The sequence below is a fragment of the Vibrio sp. 1-2 (7-a) genome, assembly GCF_013048515.1.
Taxonomy (GTDB): Bacteria; Pseudomonadota; Gammaproteobacteria; order Enterobacterales; family Vibrionaceae; genus Vibrio; species Vibrio diabolicus.
In genome coordinates this window covers 368,976-386,692 of sequence record NZ_VHSQ01000001.1, presented here as the reverse complement: position 1 = coordinate 386,692, position 17,717 = coordinate 368,976, and the positions used below count along the sequence as shown (strand labels likewise).

Annotated in this window: 14 protein-coding genes; 3 read left to right on the top strand and 11 right to left on the bottom strand. The window is 45.9% G+C overall.

Features of this window, described 5'->3' with window-relative positions; translation table 11 throughout:
* Positions 1-53: 53 nt before the first annotated feature.
* The 5 genes from truA to fabB form a co-directional block, all read right to left on the bottom strand.
* The gene (truA, locus tag FKN08_RS01715; RefSeq protein WP_047010110.1) at positions 54-848 is read right to left on the bottom strand and encodes a tRNA pseudouridine(38-40) synthase TruA; all 795 of its coding nucleotides are present in this window, start codon (positions 846-848) and stop codon (positions 54-56) included.
* Between the two features lie 138 nt (positions 849-986).
* On the bottom strand, positions 987-5,363 hold the full coding sequence (locus FKN08_RS01710) for a FimV/HubP family polar landmark protein (RefSeq protein ID WP_170891144.1): 4,377 nt from the start codon (positions 5,361-5,363) through the stop codon (positions 987-989).
* A 197-nt stretch (positions 5,364-5,560) separates the two neighbouring features.
* Entirely contained in the window at positions 5,561-6,574 is a 1,014-nt protein-coding gene (locus tag FKN08_RS01705) for an aspartate-semialdehyde dehydrogenase (RefSeq protein WP_005397941.1), read from the bottom strand.
* Positions 6,571-7,704: a 4-phosphoerythronate dehydrogenase gene (locus FKN08_RS01700; protein WP_170891142.1), complete on the bottom strand. Its 1,134-nt coding sequence runs from the start codon at positions 7,702-7,704 to the stop codon at positions 6,571-6,573. Before FKN08_RS01700 ends, FKN08_RS01705 begins: the two co-directional genes overlap by 4 nt.
* Before the next feature lie 341 nt (positions 7,705-8,045).
* Entirely contained in the window at positions 8,046-9,257 is a 1,212-nt protein-coding gene (gene fabB / locus FKN08_RS01695) for a beta-ketoacyl-ACP synthase I (RefSeq protein WP_006741726.1), read from the bottom strand.
* Positions 9,258-9,385: 128 nt separating this feature from the next.
* Here fabB and mnmC point away from each other — a divergent pair, with 128 nt between their 5' ends.
* Positions 9,386-11,404, top strand: a complete 2,019-nt coding sequence (gene mnmC, locus FKN08_RS01690; RefSeq protein ID WP_170891139.1) for a bifunctional tRNA (5-methylaminomethyl-2-thiouridine)(34)-methyltransferase MnmD/FAD-dependent 5-carboxymethylaminomethyl-2-thiouridine(34) oxidoreductase MnmC — start codon at positions 9,386-9,388, stop codon at positions 11,402-11,404.
* A 76-nt stretch (positions 11,405-11,480) separates the two neighbouring features.
* Here mnmC and FKN08_RS01685 read toward each other — a convergent pair whose 3' ends face one another.
* The 3 genes from FKN08_RS01685 to FKN08_RS01675 all read right to left on the bottom strand — a co-directional run bounded on the left by FKN08_RS01685 (position 11,481) and on the right by FKN08_RS01675 (position 12,970).
* Positions 11,481-12,005 carry an NADPH-dependent FMN reductase gene (locus FKN08_RS01685; protein ID WP_012841544.1) on the bottom strand — a complete coding sequence of 175 codons (525 nt, stop codon included), beginning with the start codon at positions 12,003-12,005 and terminating at the stop codon, positions 11,481-11,483.
* 145 nt (positions 12,006-12,150) lie between these two features.
* Positions 12,151-12,414: a YfcL family protein gene (locus FKN08_RS01680; RefSeq protein ID WP_005380548.1), complete on the bottom strand. Its 264-nt coding sequence runs from the start codon at positions 12,412-12,414 to the stop codon at positions 12,151-12,153.
* Between the two features lie 25 nt (positions 12,415-12,439).
* Entirely contained in the window at positions 12,440-12,970 is a 531-nt protein-coding gene (locus FKN08_RS01675) for an elongation factor P hydroxylase (protein WP_012841543.1), read from the bottom strand.
* Positions 12,971-13,303: 333 nt separating this feature from the next.
* On the opposite strand from FKN08_RS01675, the gene FKN08_RS01670 reads away from it, so the two are divergent.
* Positions 13,304-13,927, top strand: a complete 624-nt coding sequence (locus tag FKN08_RS01670; protein WP_012841541.1) for a trimeric intracellular cation channel family protein — start codon at positions 13,304-13,306, stop codon at positions 13,925-13,927.
* A gap of 223 nt (positions 13,928-14,150) precedes the next feature.
* Here FKN08_RS01670 and aroC read toward each other — a convergent pair whose 3' ends face one another.
* Both aroC and prmB read right to left on the bottom strand, forming a co-directional pair.
* Positions 14,151-15,236 carry a chorismate synthase gene (gene aroC, locus FKN08_RS01665; protein ID WP_005397911.1) on the bottom strand — a complete coding sequence of 362 codons (1,086 nt, stop codon included), beginning with the start codon at positions 15,234-15,236 and terminating at the stop codon, positions 14,151-14,153.
* Between the two features lie 179 nt (positions 15,237-15,415).
* Positions 15,416-16,348 (bottom strand): 50S ribosomal protein L3 N(5)-glutamine methyltransferase, encoded by a 933-nt coding sequence (gene prmB / locus FKN08_RS01660; protein ID WP_170891137.1) that lies wholly within the window; start codon positions 16,346-16,348, stop codon positions 15,416-15,418.
* 63 nt (positions 16,349-16,411) lie between these two features.
* Here prmB and smrB point away from each other — a divergent pair, with 63 nt between their 5' ends.
* Complete coding sequence (smrB, locus tag FKN08_RS01655; protein WP_170891135.1) at positions 16,412-16,942, top strand: endonuclease SmrB; 531 nt, start codon at positions 16,412-16,414, stop codon at positions 16,940-16,942.
* A 97-nt stretch (positions 16,943-17,039) separates the two neighbouring features.
* Here smrB and sixA read toward each other — a convergent pair whose 3' ends face one another.
* Complete coding sequence (gene sixA, locus FKN08_RS01650; RefSeq protein WP_005397904.1) at positions 17,040-17,504, bottom strand: phosphohistidine phosphatase SixA; 465 nt, start codon at positions 17,502-17,504, stop codon at positions 17,040-17,042.
* Positions 17,505-17,717 lie beyond the last annotated feature (213 nt).

The following is a 17,717-nucleotide window of genomic DNA, read 5'->3' as shown; positions in this document are numbered from 1 at the left end:
TCCGCTCACATTCAATGTAAACACTACCGATATTTTGAAATAAGTTTGTAAAATTAGTTCAAATTATCTGGCAAAAACAGTGGACCGATCGGCACTTCAGGTAACCCAAATTCTTCTGGATAGTCTACATCTACCAGGTACAGACCTTCCGCTTTCGCTGTCGCACCCGCTAGTTTGCGATCTTTAGCCTCTAGCAACCATTTGATCCATTCAGGGCTCTCTTCACCACGTCCAACCTTTATCAAGCTACCCGTGATGTTACGAACCATATGATGCACGAACGCATTGGCTTTAATATCAATAACCACATAGTTCCCATGGCGCGTAACGTTCAGATGCATCAAGTTTCGAAATGGGCTACGAGACTGACAATGCGCCGCACGAAACGACGTAAAATCATTTTCACCAAGCAGATACTGCCCTGCCTCATGCATTTTTTTCTCGTCGAGCTCACCATGATAGTGGCTCACACCAGAGTTTAAGATGCCAGGCCGTAAAGCATGATTGAAAATAATGTAACGATAACGGCGCGCTGTCGCTGAGAATCGTGCATGGAAATCATCTGGGACTTCCTTAGCCCAACGAACCGCTATATCACTTGGCATGTTCGCGTTTGCGCCCATGGTCCAAGCTACCATTTTTCGAGTAACGTTGGTATCAAAGTGCACAACTTGTCCTGTGCCATGCACGCCAGCGTCTGTCCGACCAGCACACTGAACTTCAACTGGGTGATTAGCGACAACGGACAATGCTTTCTCTAGCTCTTCTTGGACACTTTTCACTTCTCTTTGGCGCTGCCAACCAAAGTAGTTTGTACCGTTGTACTCGATACCTAATGCGATTCTCATCTTAACCTTCGAACTCTAAAATGGGGCGGGAAGTATATACTCAAGTCACCTCAAGTTGCCAGTTTCAACAAGGATGACGTAGAGGTAGCATCATACTAGCGAGACACAAAAAGGGTAGCTAACGCTACCCTTTTCGATTTATCGGCCATTAATGGCATCAATCAAGCTCTTTGCTTCGCGGCGAATATCATCTTCACCGTAAACAATCGCCTCTTCTAGTAATTTTATCGCCCCTTGAGAATCGTTCATCTCGAGATAGATTTTAGCAAGATCCAGTTTTCCAGCAGCTTCAGCGTTGCTATCTACGTCAACATCGCCGATCTCACCGATAACATCTGGAAACTCGTTCAATCCGACATCAAGCTTCAGATCTTCCTCTTCGAACTCACCACCTTCTTTATCGACCTGAGCCATCAATTCATCAATCGTCATAAATTGATTTTTCTTCGGGTCGAAGTCATCCAAGTTGCTTTGCTCTGCCCAGTTTTCTTGCGCGATCTCTGGCTGACTTAGTGCGTCACTCGAATTCCAAACATCACGCTGGTCCTCAGGCACATCTTCCGTAGAACTTACGCTATCGGCAGCGGGTTTAAAGCCATCCCAATCATCTCCAACATCAAGCATGGTTTCAAAATCCATACCTGCGCTTGCGATGGTGTCACTGTCTAACTGACCTTCAAATACCTCTGAACTTGCGTCTTCAGCAAGAAGGTTAGCCATTGAAGATTCATCATCTAAGTCACTTAGCGGCTCACCCTCTATCGCCGTTGGCTGCACTTCTGGTTCAGTATCAAAACCGTTTTGCTGCGCAAAAACTTCAAACAAAGCATCATGATCGTTATCGGCTTGAAGAGTTGGTCTCGATGTCTCAGCTTCAACATTAGGAGTCTCTGGCGCACTCTCATTCATTGATGCGAGAACATCTTCCTCATTGAACCCAGGAAGGTCTTGGTCGTCAAAACTTAGCTCTTCATCCTCACCGGAGATTGGTTCTATATCTGCGGTTTCAGAACTCGGTAATTCTGGCTCTTCTTCCATAGATGCCAAGGCGTCTTCTTCACTGAACTCTGGTAGATCGAGTTCATCAAAATCGAACTCTTCTTCTGCTTCAGTAGCCGACTCAGCTTCAGAGCGCTCAGGCTCGATAGACTCTGATTCATCTAACGCAGATTCGTCTGCCATGGACGCCAATGCATCCTCTTCACCAAACTCTGGCAGTTCGAGTTCATCGAAATCGAACTCTTCTTCTGCTTCAGTCGCCGACTCAGCTTCAGAGCGCTCAGGCTCGATAGATTCTGGTTCATCTAACGTAGGTTCGCCTGCCATGGACGCCAATGCGTCCTCTTCGCTGAACTCTGGCAGTTCGAGTTCGTCGAAATCGAACTCTTCTTCTGCTTCAGTCGCCGACTCAGCTTCAGAGCGCTCAGGCTCGATAGATTCTGGTTCATCTAACGTAGGTTCGCCTGCCATGGACGCCAATGCATCCTCTTCACTAAACTCTGGCAGTTCGAGTTCATCGAAATCGAACTCTTCTGCTTCAGTAGCCGACTCAGCTTCAGAGCGCTCAGGCTCGATAGACTCTGATTCATCTAACGTAGGTTCGCCTGCCATGGACGCCAGTGCGTCTTCTTCGCTGAACTCTGGTAGATCGAGTTCATCAAAATTGAATTCATCTTCTGCTTCAGTCGCCAACTCAACTTCAGAGCGCTCAGGCTCGACAGGCTCTGGTTCATCAAACGCAGGTTCGTCGGCCATGGATGCCAGTGCATCTTCTTCACTGAACTCTGGTAGTTCGAGTTCATCAAAATTGAACTCTTCTTCTGCATTGGTGGCCGAATCAGTTTCTGATGCTAGCTCTGAACTTTCTGGCTCACTTTTTTTACCCGAGTTTTGTTCTTGTTCTGGTTGAGTTTCACTTTCTAGTTCAGGCTCATCCAGTAGCCAATCTTCTTCTTGTGGAACACCAAATTCATTTTCTACTGTATTTGGTGTCGGAGTGAACGCTGGAGCGTCTTCTACTGTCTCAACTTGAGGCGGCACTTTAGCATCAGGCTCTACTGATGCATCTTGCGTTGACTTAGAATTGGCATCCTCTTCTTGTTGTGGCGAAGATTCCTCTATCTCAGCTTGCGGCTCTTCAACTTGTTGTTGCGCTAAATCATCTTCAGTATCAAATAGCGCATCCAGTTCAGCAGAAAAGTCCGCGTTTTCTTGCTCTGTAGGCTGAAGCTCTTCACTGTCTGACTCAAACAAGTCGTCTAGCTCGCTCATTAAAGGATCGTTCTCTGGTGAGAGGTCCTCTAAATCACCCAGAAACTCATCGCTGCTAAATGGCTCTGAAGCAGTTTTTGGCTCGGTTAATGGTTGCTCTGGCGCTGTTTGTTGCGGGTCTGGTTGACTGTCACTTAATAAAGCATCGATGTCCAAACCAGACTCAATTTCCGGCTCTTCATGGGTTGGCTCTGACTCAGCTATTGAAGATGGCTTTTCTTCGCCGTCTGGTTCGCCAAAACCAAGTGAAGCGAGTAACTCTTCCTCTTCCGATTTAGTCTGTGCAGGGCTTTCGTCCTCTCGAATCAGATCATCAAACGGGTCTAACTCAGTCTCAGTTCCTGTCTCTTCATCAAGTTCGGATGTGACGTCATCAATGAGTTCATCCAGTAAATCTGTGCTATCTGCATCTAACTCTTCAATCGAGTCATCACCTTCAAAACCAGAGAGTGCTTCTAGCTCATTCAGTGGGTCAAACTCGTCGTCTGTTTCATCTTCGTCAAAATCGATCAGTTCATCGAGTAAGTCCGTACTGTTTTCATCTAGAACGGCGTCTTCGCTGGCGTCACCTTCAACTTCTGTCGACTCAGTAACAGGCTGCTCGTATTGAGCTAATAGCTTATCGATATCGTCATCAGATGCCTCTCCTGCGCTAAAATCATCATCCGATACGGGCTGTTTTAGTTCAGGTTCATCGGTATCTAGGTCGAAGTCGTCATTGCCAAGTTCCGCAAACAAGTCATCAAGCATATCCTGATCGACAGTGTCACTTGGTAACTCTTCTGACGGCTCATCTGCTGCAAGTAGTTCCGCAAATGCGTCGTCTGAAAGCGAGTCTGCCTTCTCGTTCGTATCATCTGAAAGATCGAAGCCAGCCTCATCGTCATCGAGCACTTCTAGTTCTGGAGCAACCTCATCTAAGGCTCGCTCCATCTCTTCTAAACCAAGCGCTTTTTCTTCGCCGTTAACTTGGATACCATTGTTCGATGACTCAAACTCATCCAGACCAACATCCAGGTCGCCGTCATCACCGATACCCGCAAATGGGTCATCGTCCCCTTCTAGGTTGAAATCCAGTTCTTCATCGTCAAGGTTGGCAAAGACGTCTTCTTCTAAATCTGGCTTCTCTTCTTGTGTAGCCTGAGTATTTATATCTTCATCTGCGAACAACTCATCATCAAGTGTGAGTTCTTCATCCAGCTCGTCCGTCGCCGCTAAACCAATTGGCGCAGCTAATGGATCGGTTTCCTGAGGCGATTGCGCAGCAGGCTCTTCCTCTTTGTTTTTAGAACGGCGACCAAGCAACATCACAACCAACAGTGCCAGCAATGCACCTGGAATAAGCGCCGCTAAGCCGACAAGCCAACCATTAGACAAAATCTTGTCAATCGTACTTGGCTGCATGCGTTGTTGCTCAGCAAGGCGCTGGCGCTCTTCAGCAAGCAGTTTCTCGACTTCCGAGCGAATGCGTTCTTCGTCATTCAGCTCATTTTTCAAGGTTTCAACTTCGCTTTGCACTTCTGACAACATTAAGCGAAGACGATGGTTCTTCTCTTCCAATGACTCTAATTCACTTTGTGAGCCTTGAAGTTTGTCTTTTAACGCACTGACCTGCTTTTCACCCTGCGGAGAGGTGTTCACAGGTGGCGCAGGAATAACTGGTATTGTTTTTTGAACCGGTTTTGGTTCCGCAGCTACAGTGGTTTCTGGTTTAGGAGCAACAGGCTTGGGTTCTACTTTTATTTGTGGCTTTGGTTGCTCGGCGACGCGTTGCGCTGGCGTGGCTCTATTTGTCGGCTTCGGCTGTTTTAACTTAGCCTCGTGCGCCTTCATGATCGCAACAGCTTGCTCTGTAGTCGCGCTTTGCACTTGCTCTAGAGACGGTACTCGTAGTCGACTCCCTGGGATCAACTCATGAATGTTTTGGTTCTCAAACGCTTGAGGGTTAATTCGATAAATGGCAAGAAGCGTTTGTTGAACGGTAACACCGCGTGAAGGTCGTAATTCTGAAGCGATCGACCATAGTGTTTGATTTTCACCAGTCGGACCAAAGAAACGTGACGGCTGAGTATTTGCAGGAGGAGCAGGTAATGCTCGCTCAATATCTTCAGCATAGCTCGGAGATGATTGCACTTCACCAGACGGTCCAACAAGACGAATTCCTTCGGCTTGAACCACTGATGATGTCTGAGTCGCGCTCATCAACACAAGGGCTGCTAACAAACGCTTATAATTTTGACGCATAGAAGGCTCAGTTTTGTGCTAAATACAATTTGAAATGGTGATCGGTTAAATATATCGGATATCACATGCAAAACTATAGCGTTGAGAATAAAAAATGTGTGGCTCTCGCCATATTCGTACTAATCTCACACTATTTTGTTCCGTTCGTACAAAAAAGCCTCGCACAGTGCGAGGCTTTGAAATGAACTGTAAGTGACTTAGTAGTAATCGCGGATCAGGACTTCAGCGATTTGTACCGCGTTAGTTGCTGCGCCTTTACGCACGTTATCCGCCACAACCCACAAGTTTACCCCACTGTGGTGGCTGATATCGTTGCGGATACGACCAACCATAACATGATCTTTACCTCCCGCATCACGCACTTGTGTCGGGAAGTCATCACCGTGGAAGACTTCGATACCGTCAGTTTGCTCAAGCAAGTTAACTACTTCTTGTGCATCGATTGGAGAGCGAGTCTCAATGTGAAGCGCTTCAGCATGACCATAGAATACCGGCACACGCACACACGTTGGGTTTACTGTGATTGATGGATCGTTAAAGATCTTCTGTGTTTCCCACACCATTTTCATTTCTTCTTTGGTGTAGCCGTTTTCCATCATCTGATCGATTTGTGGAATACAATTAAACGCAATCTGTTGAGAGAATTGCTTCTTATCCGCCGGCAGACCGTTTAGAAGCTTAGCCGTTTGACCTGCTAGTTCGTCAATGCCCGCTTTACCCGCACCAGATACGGATTGGTATGTAGATACGTTAATACGCTCAATACCCACTGCATCGTGAATTGGTTTTAGTGCCACCAGCATTTGAATGGTCGAACAGTTTGGGTTCGCGATGATGTTACGGTTACGAAACTCTGCAATCGCTTCTGGGTTTACTTCTGGCACAACAAGAGGAATGTCGTACTCGTAACGGAAGTGTGAAGTGTTGTCGATAACGATAACACCTTCATCTGCCGCTATTGGCGCCCATTTTTCAGATAGTTCACCACCAGCAGAGAACAACGCAATATGAGCTTGAGACCAATCAAACTCTTCAACGTTCTGTACACGAACCGTTTTGCCATTAAAGCGATAAGTCTTGCCTTCGCTACGCTCACTTGCCAATAAGTGAATGTCACCCACTGGGAATTTACGTTCTTGAAGCACTTCTAAAATTGTTTCACCGACCGCACCGGTCGCACCTAAAATGGCAACATTATATTGCTGGCTCATTGACTTACCTCAATCTGAAAACCTAGTTCTGCTAATGGAGCAAGGTTACATGTTTTGTTACCCACTAGCGTGACAGCGCTGTATTCACGGCGATCCCAGTAGTTTTTACGCATCAGGTCAAAAGCGCCTGGCTTACTGATCTCACGACGGAAAAGAGCGTCATCTCTACGCACATCATAGATTAACTGCGTGATGTTATGCAGTGTTGCTTCATCCCAAGCTCTGTCCAATACCATAGTTGGAACAGGCGCGGTTGGCAGTAAATCGCTGGCATGCGCACGTAATTCGTTATTTAAGAACTCACAGTAGCTGTTGAAAATCATCGTCGTACCGCGAGCTTTCCCTTCCAAGCCATAGCCTGCAACGTGAGGGGTTGCGAATGCTAGCAGAGGCAGAAGCTCCATATCAACCTCTGGTTCAAATTCAAATACGTCAAGCGCCGCGGTAAAACCGTCGTTTTTCAAAAGACGTTGCTTCAATGCCTCGTTATCAACGATTGGACCTCGCGCGGCGTTAATCAAAATCTGATCACCACGAAGCGAGTTTAAAACCGTTTCATCAATTAAATGATGAGTTGGATATGGGCCATCTTTGGTGATTGGCGTATGTAGTGTAATGATGTCTGAGCTTTCAATCAGTTCTGTCAACGGAGTAAAGCTACGAGGATCACCAACCTCTTGTTTGAATGGGTCATTGATGAGAACTTTAATCCCCATGCCTTTCAAACATTTCTCTAGGTAGCTACCTACTTGGCCTGCACCAATAATACCTACCGTCTTGTCAAATACCGAGAAGCCTTGTTGCTGAGCGAGCACCATCATCACGCTGAACGCGTATTCCGCCACACCCACTTTGTTACAACCCGGCGCAGCGGTGAAGAATATACCTTTCTCTTTTAAAAGCGCTTGGTCGACATGATCCATACCTGCTGTTGCGGTACCAACAAACTTTAGCTTGTTTGCTTTGCTGATTAGATCGGCATTCACTTTGGTTACCGAGCGAATCATTAGGGCATCAACATCCACTAAATCATCAGCCGTCAGTGTACGACCTGGTTTTAGAATCACTTCACCGAGTTGGCTGAATAGCTCTTCAGCGTACGGCATATTTTCATCAACAATAATTTTCATAGCGCCAGCGTTTTAACATCCATTTGTATGAGTTCGTTTATTCGCAAGATGCGAAACTAAAACGATTGTGCCCTTTTCCCGAAAAATCTCAAGAAATAACCCTAATAAACCTCAAGGAGATTGGCTCCAAAGAAATCGTTTAACGGGAAGCAACGTAAAAAGCAGAAATTGAGAAAAGAAAAAGCCCGGCTAAATAGCCGGGCAAAGTTCCAGAACAAAAGGATCCTATCCCGCTCTCCATGGGATAGAGTCTGCGTCTGTTCGATCAGTGTGACTGATCAAGCTCTGGAAACTGGATTGTTGACGCTGTTCTCACTCACGTGGCGCGCCAACAAATTCAGTTAACCTTGGTACTTTTTAATAACCAAAGTTGCGTTTGTGCCGCCAAAGCCAAAGCTGTTTGACATTACGGTTGTTAACTCTGCATCACGTGCTTCTGTCACGATGTCCAGACCTTGAGCTGCTTCGTCCAAGTTTTCAATATTGATGCTTGGAGCAATGAAGTTTTTGTCTAGCATAAGTGTTGAGTAAATCGCTTCGTGCACACCAGCGGCGCCTAGTGCGTGACCAGTCATTGCTTTTGTTGCAGAGATTGCTGGGCTGTTCTCACCAAACAATTGTTGGATCGCACCAAGCTCTTTCACGTCACCAACTGGTGTCGACGTGCCGTGCGTGTTGATGTAATCCACACCGTCAACGTCTTGCATCGCCATCTTCATACAACGGATCGCGCCTTCTCCTGATGGTGCTACCATGTCGTAGCCATCTGAAGTCGCACCGTAACCTACGATCTCACCGTAGATTTTCGCGCCACGTGCTAGAGCGTGCTCAAGTTCTTCGATAACCAGCATGCCGCCACCGCCAGAGATAACGAAACCATCACGGTCCGCATCATACGTACGAGATGCTTTGTCTGGAGTGTCGTTGTATTTCGTTGACAGCGCACCCATGGCGTCAAACATCATGGTTTGAGACCAATCAAGCTCTTCACCGCCACCCGCAAAAACAATGTCTTGTTTACCAAGTTGAATAAGCTCCATCGCGTGACCGATACAGTGTGCAGAGGTAGCACATGCAGAGCTCATTGAGTAGTTCACACCACGAATCTTAAATGGCGTAGCAAGACAAGCGGAAACCGTAGAAGACATAGTACGAGGAACCATGTAAGGGCCAACTCGTTTTACGCCTTTTGCGCGCATCGTATCTGTCGCTACCGTTTGGTTATATGCAGAAGCACCGCCAGAACCCGCAACGATACCGGTACGATCGTTTGAAACCTGATCCTCTGTAAGACCAGCGTCTGCGATTGCCTGCTCCATTGATAGGTATGCATAAGCAGCCGCATCACCCATAAAGCGCATCTGCTTACGGTCGATGTGTTCCGCCGGGTTGATTTTTAGGTCACCCCATACTTGCGAACGAAGACCGTGTTCTTTGAACTGCTCAGATGCAGTGATGCCAGATTTGCCCGCTTTAAGAGACGCTAGAACTTCTTCGACGTTGTTACCGATACTTGAAACAATACCCATACCGGTGATTACGACTCGTTTCATTATGACATTCCTATAATTCAAAAATCCGCTAGATGATAACTAAGATAGTCAACAAAAGTGGTCAGCTTTCCCATAAATTCGTACAATCGCCCCATTCTTACCGCGCCAAATCACAAATTTGCACCATTATGACTTCAATAAAAAACGCAGAACTTGGTTGGAACGAAGCTGGTACTCCGGTTTCAGACCAATTTGATGATGTTTACTTCTCTAACGTAAACGGTCTTGAAGAGACACGCTACGTTTTCTTAAAACAAAATCATCTCCCAGAAAGATGGCAGGAATTTGACCAAAGACGTTTTGTCATTGGTGAAACAGGATTTGGCACGGGATTAAACTTCTTAGCAGTATGCCAGTGGTTTAGTGAGTTTCGTCGTCAGCATCCAGACGCAACATTGAAAGAGCTGCATTTTATTAGTTTTGAAAAATACCCGCTAAGCCAAGCGGATTTAAAGAAGGCGCATGAAGCTTGGCCTGAGCTAGCTGAGTACGCGGAAAAGTTACAAAAGCACTACCCTGCCGCCGTGCCGGAATGTCATCGCATTATTTTAGAAGACGGCGCAATCACACTCGACCTTTGGTTTGGTGACATCAAAGACTGCATGCCGCAAGTGCCTTATGGCGAACAAGGACTGATTGACGCTTGGTTCTTAGATGGATTCGCACCAAGCAAAAACCCAGAGATGTGGAACCAAAATCTGTTCAACAACATGGCTAAGTTAGCCAAGCAAGACTGTACAGTTGCCACTTTTACCGCAGCGGGCTTTGTGCGTCGAGGATTGAACGAAGCAGGCTTTGCAATGAAAAAAGTCAAAGGCTTTGGCACCAAGCGTGAAATGATCGCAGGTTCGATGGAACAACGCGAAAAGCAGTCGAACCATCTTCCGTGGTTCAATCGCACGGCGTCCAGCAATCTTGATTCGATTGCCATAATCGGAGGCGGTATTGCCAGCGCGGCGTTAGCGAAAACGTTGGTTCGTCGTGGCCAAAACGTCACGCTTTACTGCAAAGACACTCAACCAGCCGAAGGAGCGTCGGGTAATCGTCAAGGGGCCGTGTATCCATTGTTGAACGGTCCTCATACTGGTGTTTCGCGTGTGTTTGCGCCTGCATTTTTGTTTGCAAGACAATTTATTGAACAAGCTGCGGAGTCGGTTACATTCGATCACGATTGGTGTGGTGTAACTCAGCTAATGTGGGATGAAAAATCTGCTGATAAGCTGGAAAAGATGCTTGCAGGTAATTTTCCTTCTGAATTGATTCAAAAACTGTCCGCCGAGGAAACTGCGAATACTATCGGATTACCTATCGATATGTCGTCTGTGCACTACCCAATGGGAGGGTGGTTGTGCCCTGCCGAGCTAACGCGTGGGTTAATCAAACAATTAGAACAGACATCGTTACTCTCAACGAAGTTTGAACATCACGTTGAAGCATTAAATTGGGATGAAGAGCATCAGCTTTGGACACTAACGGTCAATGGTCAAACATTTGAGCACTCAACCGTTGTGATTGCGAATGGCCATGAGTTCCAGACATTGAGCCAAACCGCTTCCCTGCCGATGGGACAGGTGAAAGGGCAAGTCAGTCATGCTCCGGCAACCGAAACGCTGAGTCAATTGAAAACGGTGCTGTGTTACGACGGCTACATGACACCTGTAAACCCAAACAATCAGCACCTGTGCATAGGCGCGAGCTACGATCGCAGTCACCTAGACTACGAATTTGATGAAAACGCTCAGAAGGATAACGCAGAAAAATTAGTGAAATGCGTACCGAACCAAGAATGGCCAAAAGAGGTAGATATCAGGGGCAATCGATCTCGCCAAGGTATTCGTTGTGTTAGCCGAGATCACTTACCATTTGTCGGGAATGTGGGTGACTTTGAGACTATAAAAACGCAATACGCCAACTTACAAAATCAAAAAGCAGAAGAGGTAGAAACCGTTCATCAGTACACTAACCTATTCTGCTTCTTAGGTTTAGGATCTCGTGGGCTGAGCTCTGCACCATTGTTAGCTGAAGTGTTGGCATCACAAATCTGTGGGGACCCGCTGCCATTACCTGTTGATGTATTGACCGAACTTCATCCAAGTCGAATGTGGGTTCGTAAACTAAGAAAAGGCAAAGCCATTACTGAGCTGTAAGAGTATTCTCTCGTTTACATTCCCGACGCAAATATGTGTCGGGAATCACTAACTCATTAAGTCACTCGTGTTGAAATTACTTCAGCTGTGCAATTGCCTGTTTCACTTGTTCTGCCACTTCCGGATTTACCGCCTCACCAGACTCCACGTCAAAGTTCTCGTAGAAGCTCGGCACAGATAGCGATGCTTTCACATCTGCTCCGAAAAATTGCGCGGAACCTGTTGCCGCCGCAAGAACGCTCTGTGCGCCACCCGGGCCAGGAGAAGTTGCTAAGTAAACGACCGGCTTGTTTTGGAATACGTTGCGCTCAATGCGCGTTGCCCAATCAAACAGGTTTTTATACGCTGCTGGGTATGAACCGTTATGCTCTGCAAAGGAAACAACAATAGCGTCAGCCTCAGCCAAATCACGTAAAAATGCGACAGCACCTTCAGCTTGACCAATTTCTTTTTCTTTGTCTTCGCTAAACATCGGTACTTGATAATTGTTTAAGTCTAAAACGTTCACGTGAGCGCCTTCGACTTGGTTTGCTGCGTAAGTAGCAAGTAATTTGTTGATTGAGGTAGAGCTGGTAGATGCACCAAATGCGACAATTTTCATGGTTGTAATCCTTTGTTCACGTTTTATGCTGATCAGAATAAAAGTTGGACAGTTTCGCTACAACCACAAAAATTTTATGGAGAGGTTCGAATTTTTCGAAGTAGTAAATGACTTAGACTAATAAATGGAGAACGACGTTCGGAGATTAAGCCTGAGCCTGCAGTTCTTGCCACAAGTCACTGACGATCACGCGATCTGCTGGGCTTAATTCGGTACGAGCGTCTTCCAAACTGCTCTCAATGCGTGACTTCAGCTCAGTAATATCGCTAATGCCTTCTTCTTCACAAGATGCCGCAGACAAAGAGATGTGACCACGTAGATAACCACCAGCAAACAATTCATCGTCAGATGCTGTTTCAATTCGAGCATCAATCAGTTCCAGTAGTTTTTCTTCAAATTCAATAATCATGGTGTATCTCTGAGGTTATTTGAGGTTATTTAACGCAAAAGTCTGACGCTTCCAGCGGCTTGGTTTGGTAAAACGCACGCAGAGCATCCGAAAGCATTTTCACTCGCAAAGGCAAGCCAGCTTCCAAAATACCCAACACTTCTTTATGCACTTTCTGCATAAAGCCGAGCCTATCTGGTTCAAAATCGCCGTGTAGATTGTCACAACTCACCGTAAAAGGGAAGCCAGCACTTTGTGCCAGAATCCATTCATAAGCTTGCGGTCGCACTTCAACTTTCTCAAACTCCGCTTGAACTTCTGCCGTGCGCCCATCGGGTTCATACCAATAGCCAAAATCTTCCAGCAAACGACGCTCTGGCCCTGCCACACACCAATGCGAGATTTCGTGTAATGCGGAGGCATAAAAACCCCGAGCAAAAATAATCCGATGATGAGGATGTTCATCATCAGCAGGAAGATAAATAGGCTCATCACCACCTAACTCCAATTTCGTATTAAATTGGTCTAAAAAGGTGTCATTAAAAATGGTAATAAGGTCTTGGTATTCGTGGGTCATCGTCGAGTTTGTACTTCAGTTTGACATGCGCTGGGTATTGTCGCTGTTTTTATCTATTAGGTAAAGATGCTCCCACAGTTTTGGTTATTAGTTGAATTTATCTGAACATCGCTTTCTCCATATAATTTCTCATTCGTCAGCGTACTCATTTGCTACTACACTCTCGCCTTATTTTGATGCTGCTCAAACTGCTGTTTTTTAAGCGGTTTGATTACAGGCATGTTGCTGGTTTTAATCACTTTTTAAGAATGATAAAACCTTTTGTAAGTGTTGTTGCTGCGCCTACGATGATTCATGTAGAACGTAGTGACTTTTTACGTTGAGTGTCTCCCTATGTTGCTAAGTGTGTTGTATATCATTGGTATCACGGCTGAAGCCATGACAGGTGCGTTGAGTGCTGGTAGAAGAAAAATGGACTGGTTTGGTGTTATGTTGGTGGCCAGTGCAACGGCCATTGGTGGTGGCACCGTACGTGACATTTTACTGGGACACTACCCTCTTGGTTGGGTAAAAAACCCAGAGTTCCTAGCAATCACGTGTATTGCGGGTGTACTTACCACAGGCTTAGCGAAATGGGTGATTAAGCTAAAAGGTCTATTCATCCGCCTTGATGCATTAGGTCTAATCGTGTTCAGCATCATCGGAACTAAGATTGCGATGGGCATGGGCTTACACCCTGGGATCTGTATGGTTTCAGCGCTAGTAACGGGTGTATTCGGTGGGCTACTCCGCGACTTAATCTGTCGCCAAACACCGTTGGTGCTGCATGAAGAACTTTACGCTTCTGTCGCTCTTATCGCATCAGGAATGTACTTAGCGCTATTAGAATTTAATGTTCCCGATGTAACAGCCACTATCATTACACTGATCACCGGTTATATGCTGCGTATGGCCGCGGTACGTTTTAAGTGGCGTCTCCCTTCTTTCAATTTGGAAACGGAAGGCTCACTCCATTAAGCAAAAACTACTTAAACAAAAAAGGTTGCCTGATAAAATTGTGCCACCCGCGATTAAGTGAGTGGCATAATTTTATATTCAGTCATCCTGAACAGCGACGAAGGAGCATGATTCAGGATCTATTATCCGAGCACTCTGTTGTCAGAGATGTTTCTTTCTCTTTTCATCGCGCTGAAATTAGATTCCTAGTCTCGCTATAGCTCGCTGGAATGACACAAAGCTCTTAAATCTTCGGTGTTTCAGTTGTTACGCCATGGTTTTGACCACGATGACGCAGCAAATGATCCATCACCACAATCGCTAGCATCGCTTCAGCTATTGGTACGGCACGAATACCCACACAAGGATCATGACGGCCTTTGGTGATCAACTGAGTTGGCTCACCTTCTTTTGTGATGGTCTCACCCGGAACTGTGATGCTTGATGTTGGCTTAAGCGCAATGTTAGCCACAATGTCTTGACCAGTTGAGATACCGCCAAGAATACCGCCCGCGTGATTACTGCCAAAACCTTCAGGAGCAAGCGTATCACGGTGTTGACTGCCTTTTTGGTTTACCACATCAAAGCCATCACCAATCTCAACGCCTTTCACCGCATTAATGCTCATTAGCGCGTGTGCAATGTCGGCATCAAGACGATCAAATACAGGTTCACCAAGACCAACAGGCACGTTAGTTGCCACAACCTGAATTTTCGCGCCAATTGAGTCGCCTTCTTTTTTCAGGTCACGGATAAGTTGGTCAAACGCTTCTACCTTGTCCACATCTGGGCAAAAGAACGCGTTGTTTTCGATTTCGTTCCAATCTACCTTGTCGATAGAAACATCACCCATTTGTGATAAATACGCGCGAATCTCAACACCAAACTCATCTTTCAAGTATTTCTTCGCGATTGCACCCGCCGCCACACGCATTGCGGTTTCACGAGCAGACGAACGGCCGCCGCCTCGATAGTCACGGATGCCATACTTTTGGTGGTAAGTATAATCAGCATGACCCGGACGGAATTTATCTTTGATGTCCGAGTAATCTTTTGAGCGCTGATCGGTGTTTTCAATTAGCAAACCGATCGATGTGCCTGTGGTTTTGCCTTCAAAAACACCAGAAAGAATTTTAACTTCATCCGGTTCACGACGTTGTGTGGTGTAACGTGATGTGCCTGGACGACGGCGGTCGAGATCGATTTGCAGATCTGCTTCTGTAATTTCTAACCCCGGAGGACATCCGTCTACGATACATCCCAGTGCGATACCGTGACTTTCCCCGAATGTCGTCACTCGGAAATGTTGTCCGATACTGTTTCCTGCCATTACTTCCTCAAGTTTTTATCGCTACGCCCTCTCAAACCAGAGCGCAACTGCTTTCCAATTCTTCGTGGATTCATAGTGGCTTTATTACGTTTTGATGTAAAGAGTTAATATCGGCGAGTTATGCATAAAAAAACACCGAGCATAAAGCTCGGTGTTTTGACGTTTAGTGCAAGACCCTATTAGTCTTTGTACAGTTTGAACTCTTCGGCACACTCAACCAGCTGGTCACGCGTTAGCATGAATACGCCGTGACCGCCGTTCTCAAACTCAATCCAAGTGAACGGAATCTTTGGGTACTGTTCCATCATATGAATCATTGAGTTGCCAACTTCACAGATAAGAATGCCGTTATCTGTTAGGTAGTCTGGTGCGTTTGCAAGAATACGACGCACAAGTTTTAGGCCATCCGTACCGGCTGCTAAACCAAGCTCAGGTTCGTGTGTGAACTCGTCTGGCAGGCTGTTCATGTCTTCTTCATCCACATATGGTGGGTTAGACACGATCAAGTTGTACTTCTCTTTTGGTAAGTCGCGGAACAAGTCAGAGCGAATTGGGAACACTTGCTGCTCCATACCATGATCTTGTACGTTTTGCTCCGCGACTTGTAGTGCGTCCGTTGAGATATCAATCGCATCCACTTCAGCTTCAGGAAAAGCGTGCGCACAAGCAATCGCGATACAACCAGAACCCGTACATAGGTCCATGATGCGCGTAGGCTCTTCCACCAACCAAGGTTGGAATTCAGCTTGAATCAACTCACCAATTGGAGAACGTGGCACGAGTACACGCTCGTCAACGAAGAACTCAAGACCGCAGAACCAAGCTTTGTTGGTTAGGTATGCAGTTGGTGTACGTTCATTGATACGTTTTACTACACGCTCAACAATACGCAGACGCTCGCTTGTGGTTAGGCGAGAGTTTAATACGTGCGGAGGCACATCAATCGGCAAGTATAAGGTTGGCAGGATAAGCTGAACCGCTTCATCCCACGCATTATCAGTACCATGACCGTAAAACAGGTTCGCTGCGTTAAAGCGGCTTACCGTCCAACGAATCATATCTTGAAGGGTATGCAGCTCCGATACCGCTTCTTCTACAAAAATCTTATCCAAAATTGCCTCCGAAAAGCGCTACAATACTGCCAATAAAAGTTTATTAATGAAATTGTTTACCTAATGAGCAAAAAAGACACCGAACACGATGACGATTTCGCCTTGTTTCAGGAAGCAGTACAGGGCGTAAAAAAGTTGCGACAGGATACCATAATCCAGCAACCAAAAAAAAATACTAAGCAAAAAGAAATCAAGCGCTCCAACCGTGAAGCGAATGATTCTGAGTTTTACTTCTCCGACGAGTTTGTCCCTCTCTTAAATGAAGAGGGCCCAACTCGTTATGCACGTGACGACGTCTCCACTTATGAAGTTAAACGTCTACGTCGCGGCGTGTATGTACCGGACGTATTCCTCGATATGCACGGCATGACACAACAAGAAGCTAAACGCGAACTTGGTGCGATGATCGCCTACTGCGTCAAAAACGAGATTCACTGTGCGTGTGTGCAACATGGCATTGGTAAACACATCCTGAAACAGAAAGCGCCACTTTGGTTAGCACAACACCCAGACGTAATGGCTTTCCACCAAGCGCCACTAGAATTCGGCGGTGATGGTGCGTTGTTAGTTTTGCTCTCGATTCCAGAAAAGTAACTAGCTCACTGTAGAAGCAATTAAACAAAAAGGCAGGAAATTTCCTGCCTTTCTTCATTCTATATCTAATGTTTAAATGCTTATTTGGTTTCGACGCTTATGGCGTAATATGCCACAGCACTTCACCGTTTTGCGTTTGTAGATCGTATTCAATACACACTAGACCTGATGTAGGAAACATCGGTGGTGCCATGTCTTTTACAAACTCTGAAGTGAGATAACCAACCAAAGGCAAGTGAGAGACAAGCAGAAGCGAGTCTAGTTTTTCCACTTCAATCAATGCACTTGCAAAATCAAATACATGCTCAGATTGGCCGTAAGGTGTAATATCTTCACAAGTTTCGATGCTTTTTGCAGCAAAATACTCGCTGATCTCTTGCCAAGTTTGTTGAGCTCTAATGTACGGACTCACCAACACTTTATCGAATTGCGCAAAACCTTGTTCTTTACAGGCTCTCGCAACCGCTTCTGATTCGACTCTGCCTCTTGGGGTCAATTGTCGTGCTGCGTCTGAATCTGCAAAATGCTCGGCTTCGCCGTGACGCATGATGAATATTTTCATGTTATTTCCTAGGGATAGCTAACGCTACCAAAAGGTTGACTGCTATCTTTATTAGATAGACGGGGCTAACTTTAATAATGACGAAACAAAAATACTGATATAATTATCTGTTCATTATACCAATTCGCTTGCTAAAGATAGCGACTTTCTTAACAATCTATTAAAAAGAATGTACTCAGTTCATCACAGTATTTAACTGTGCTATGAGTTCAG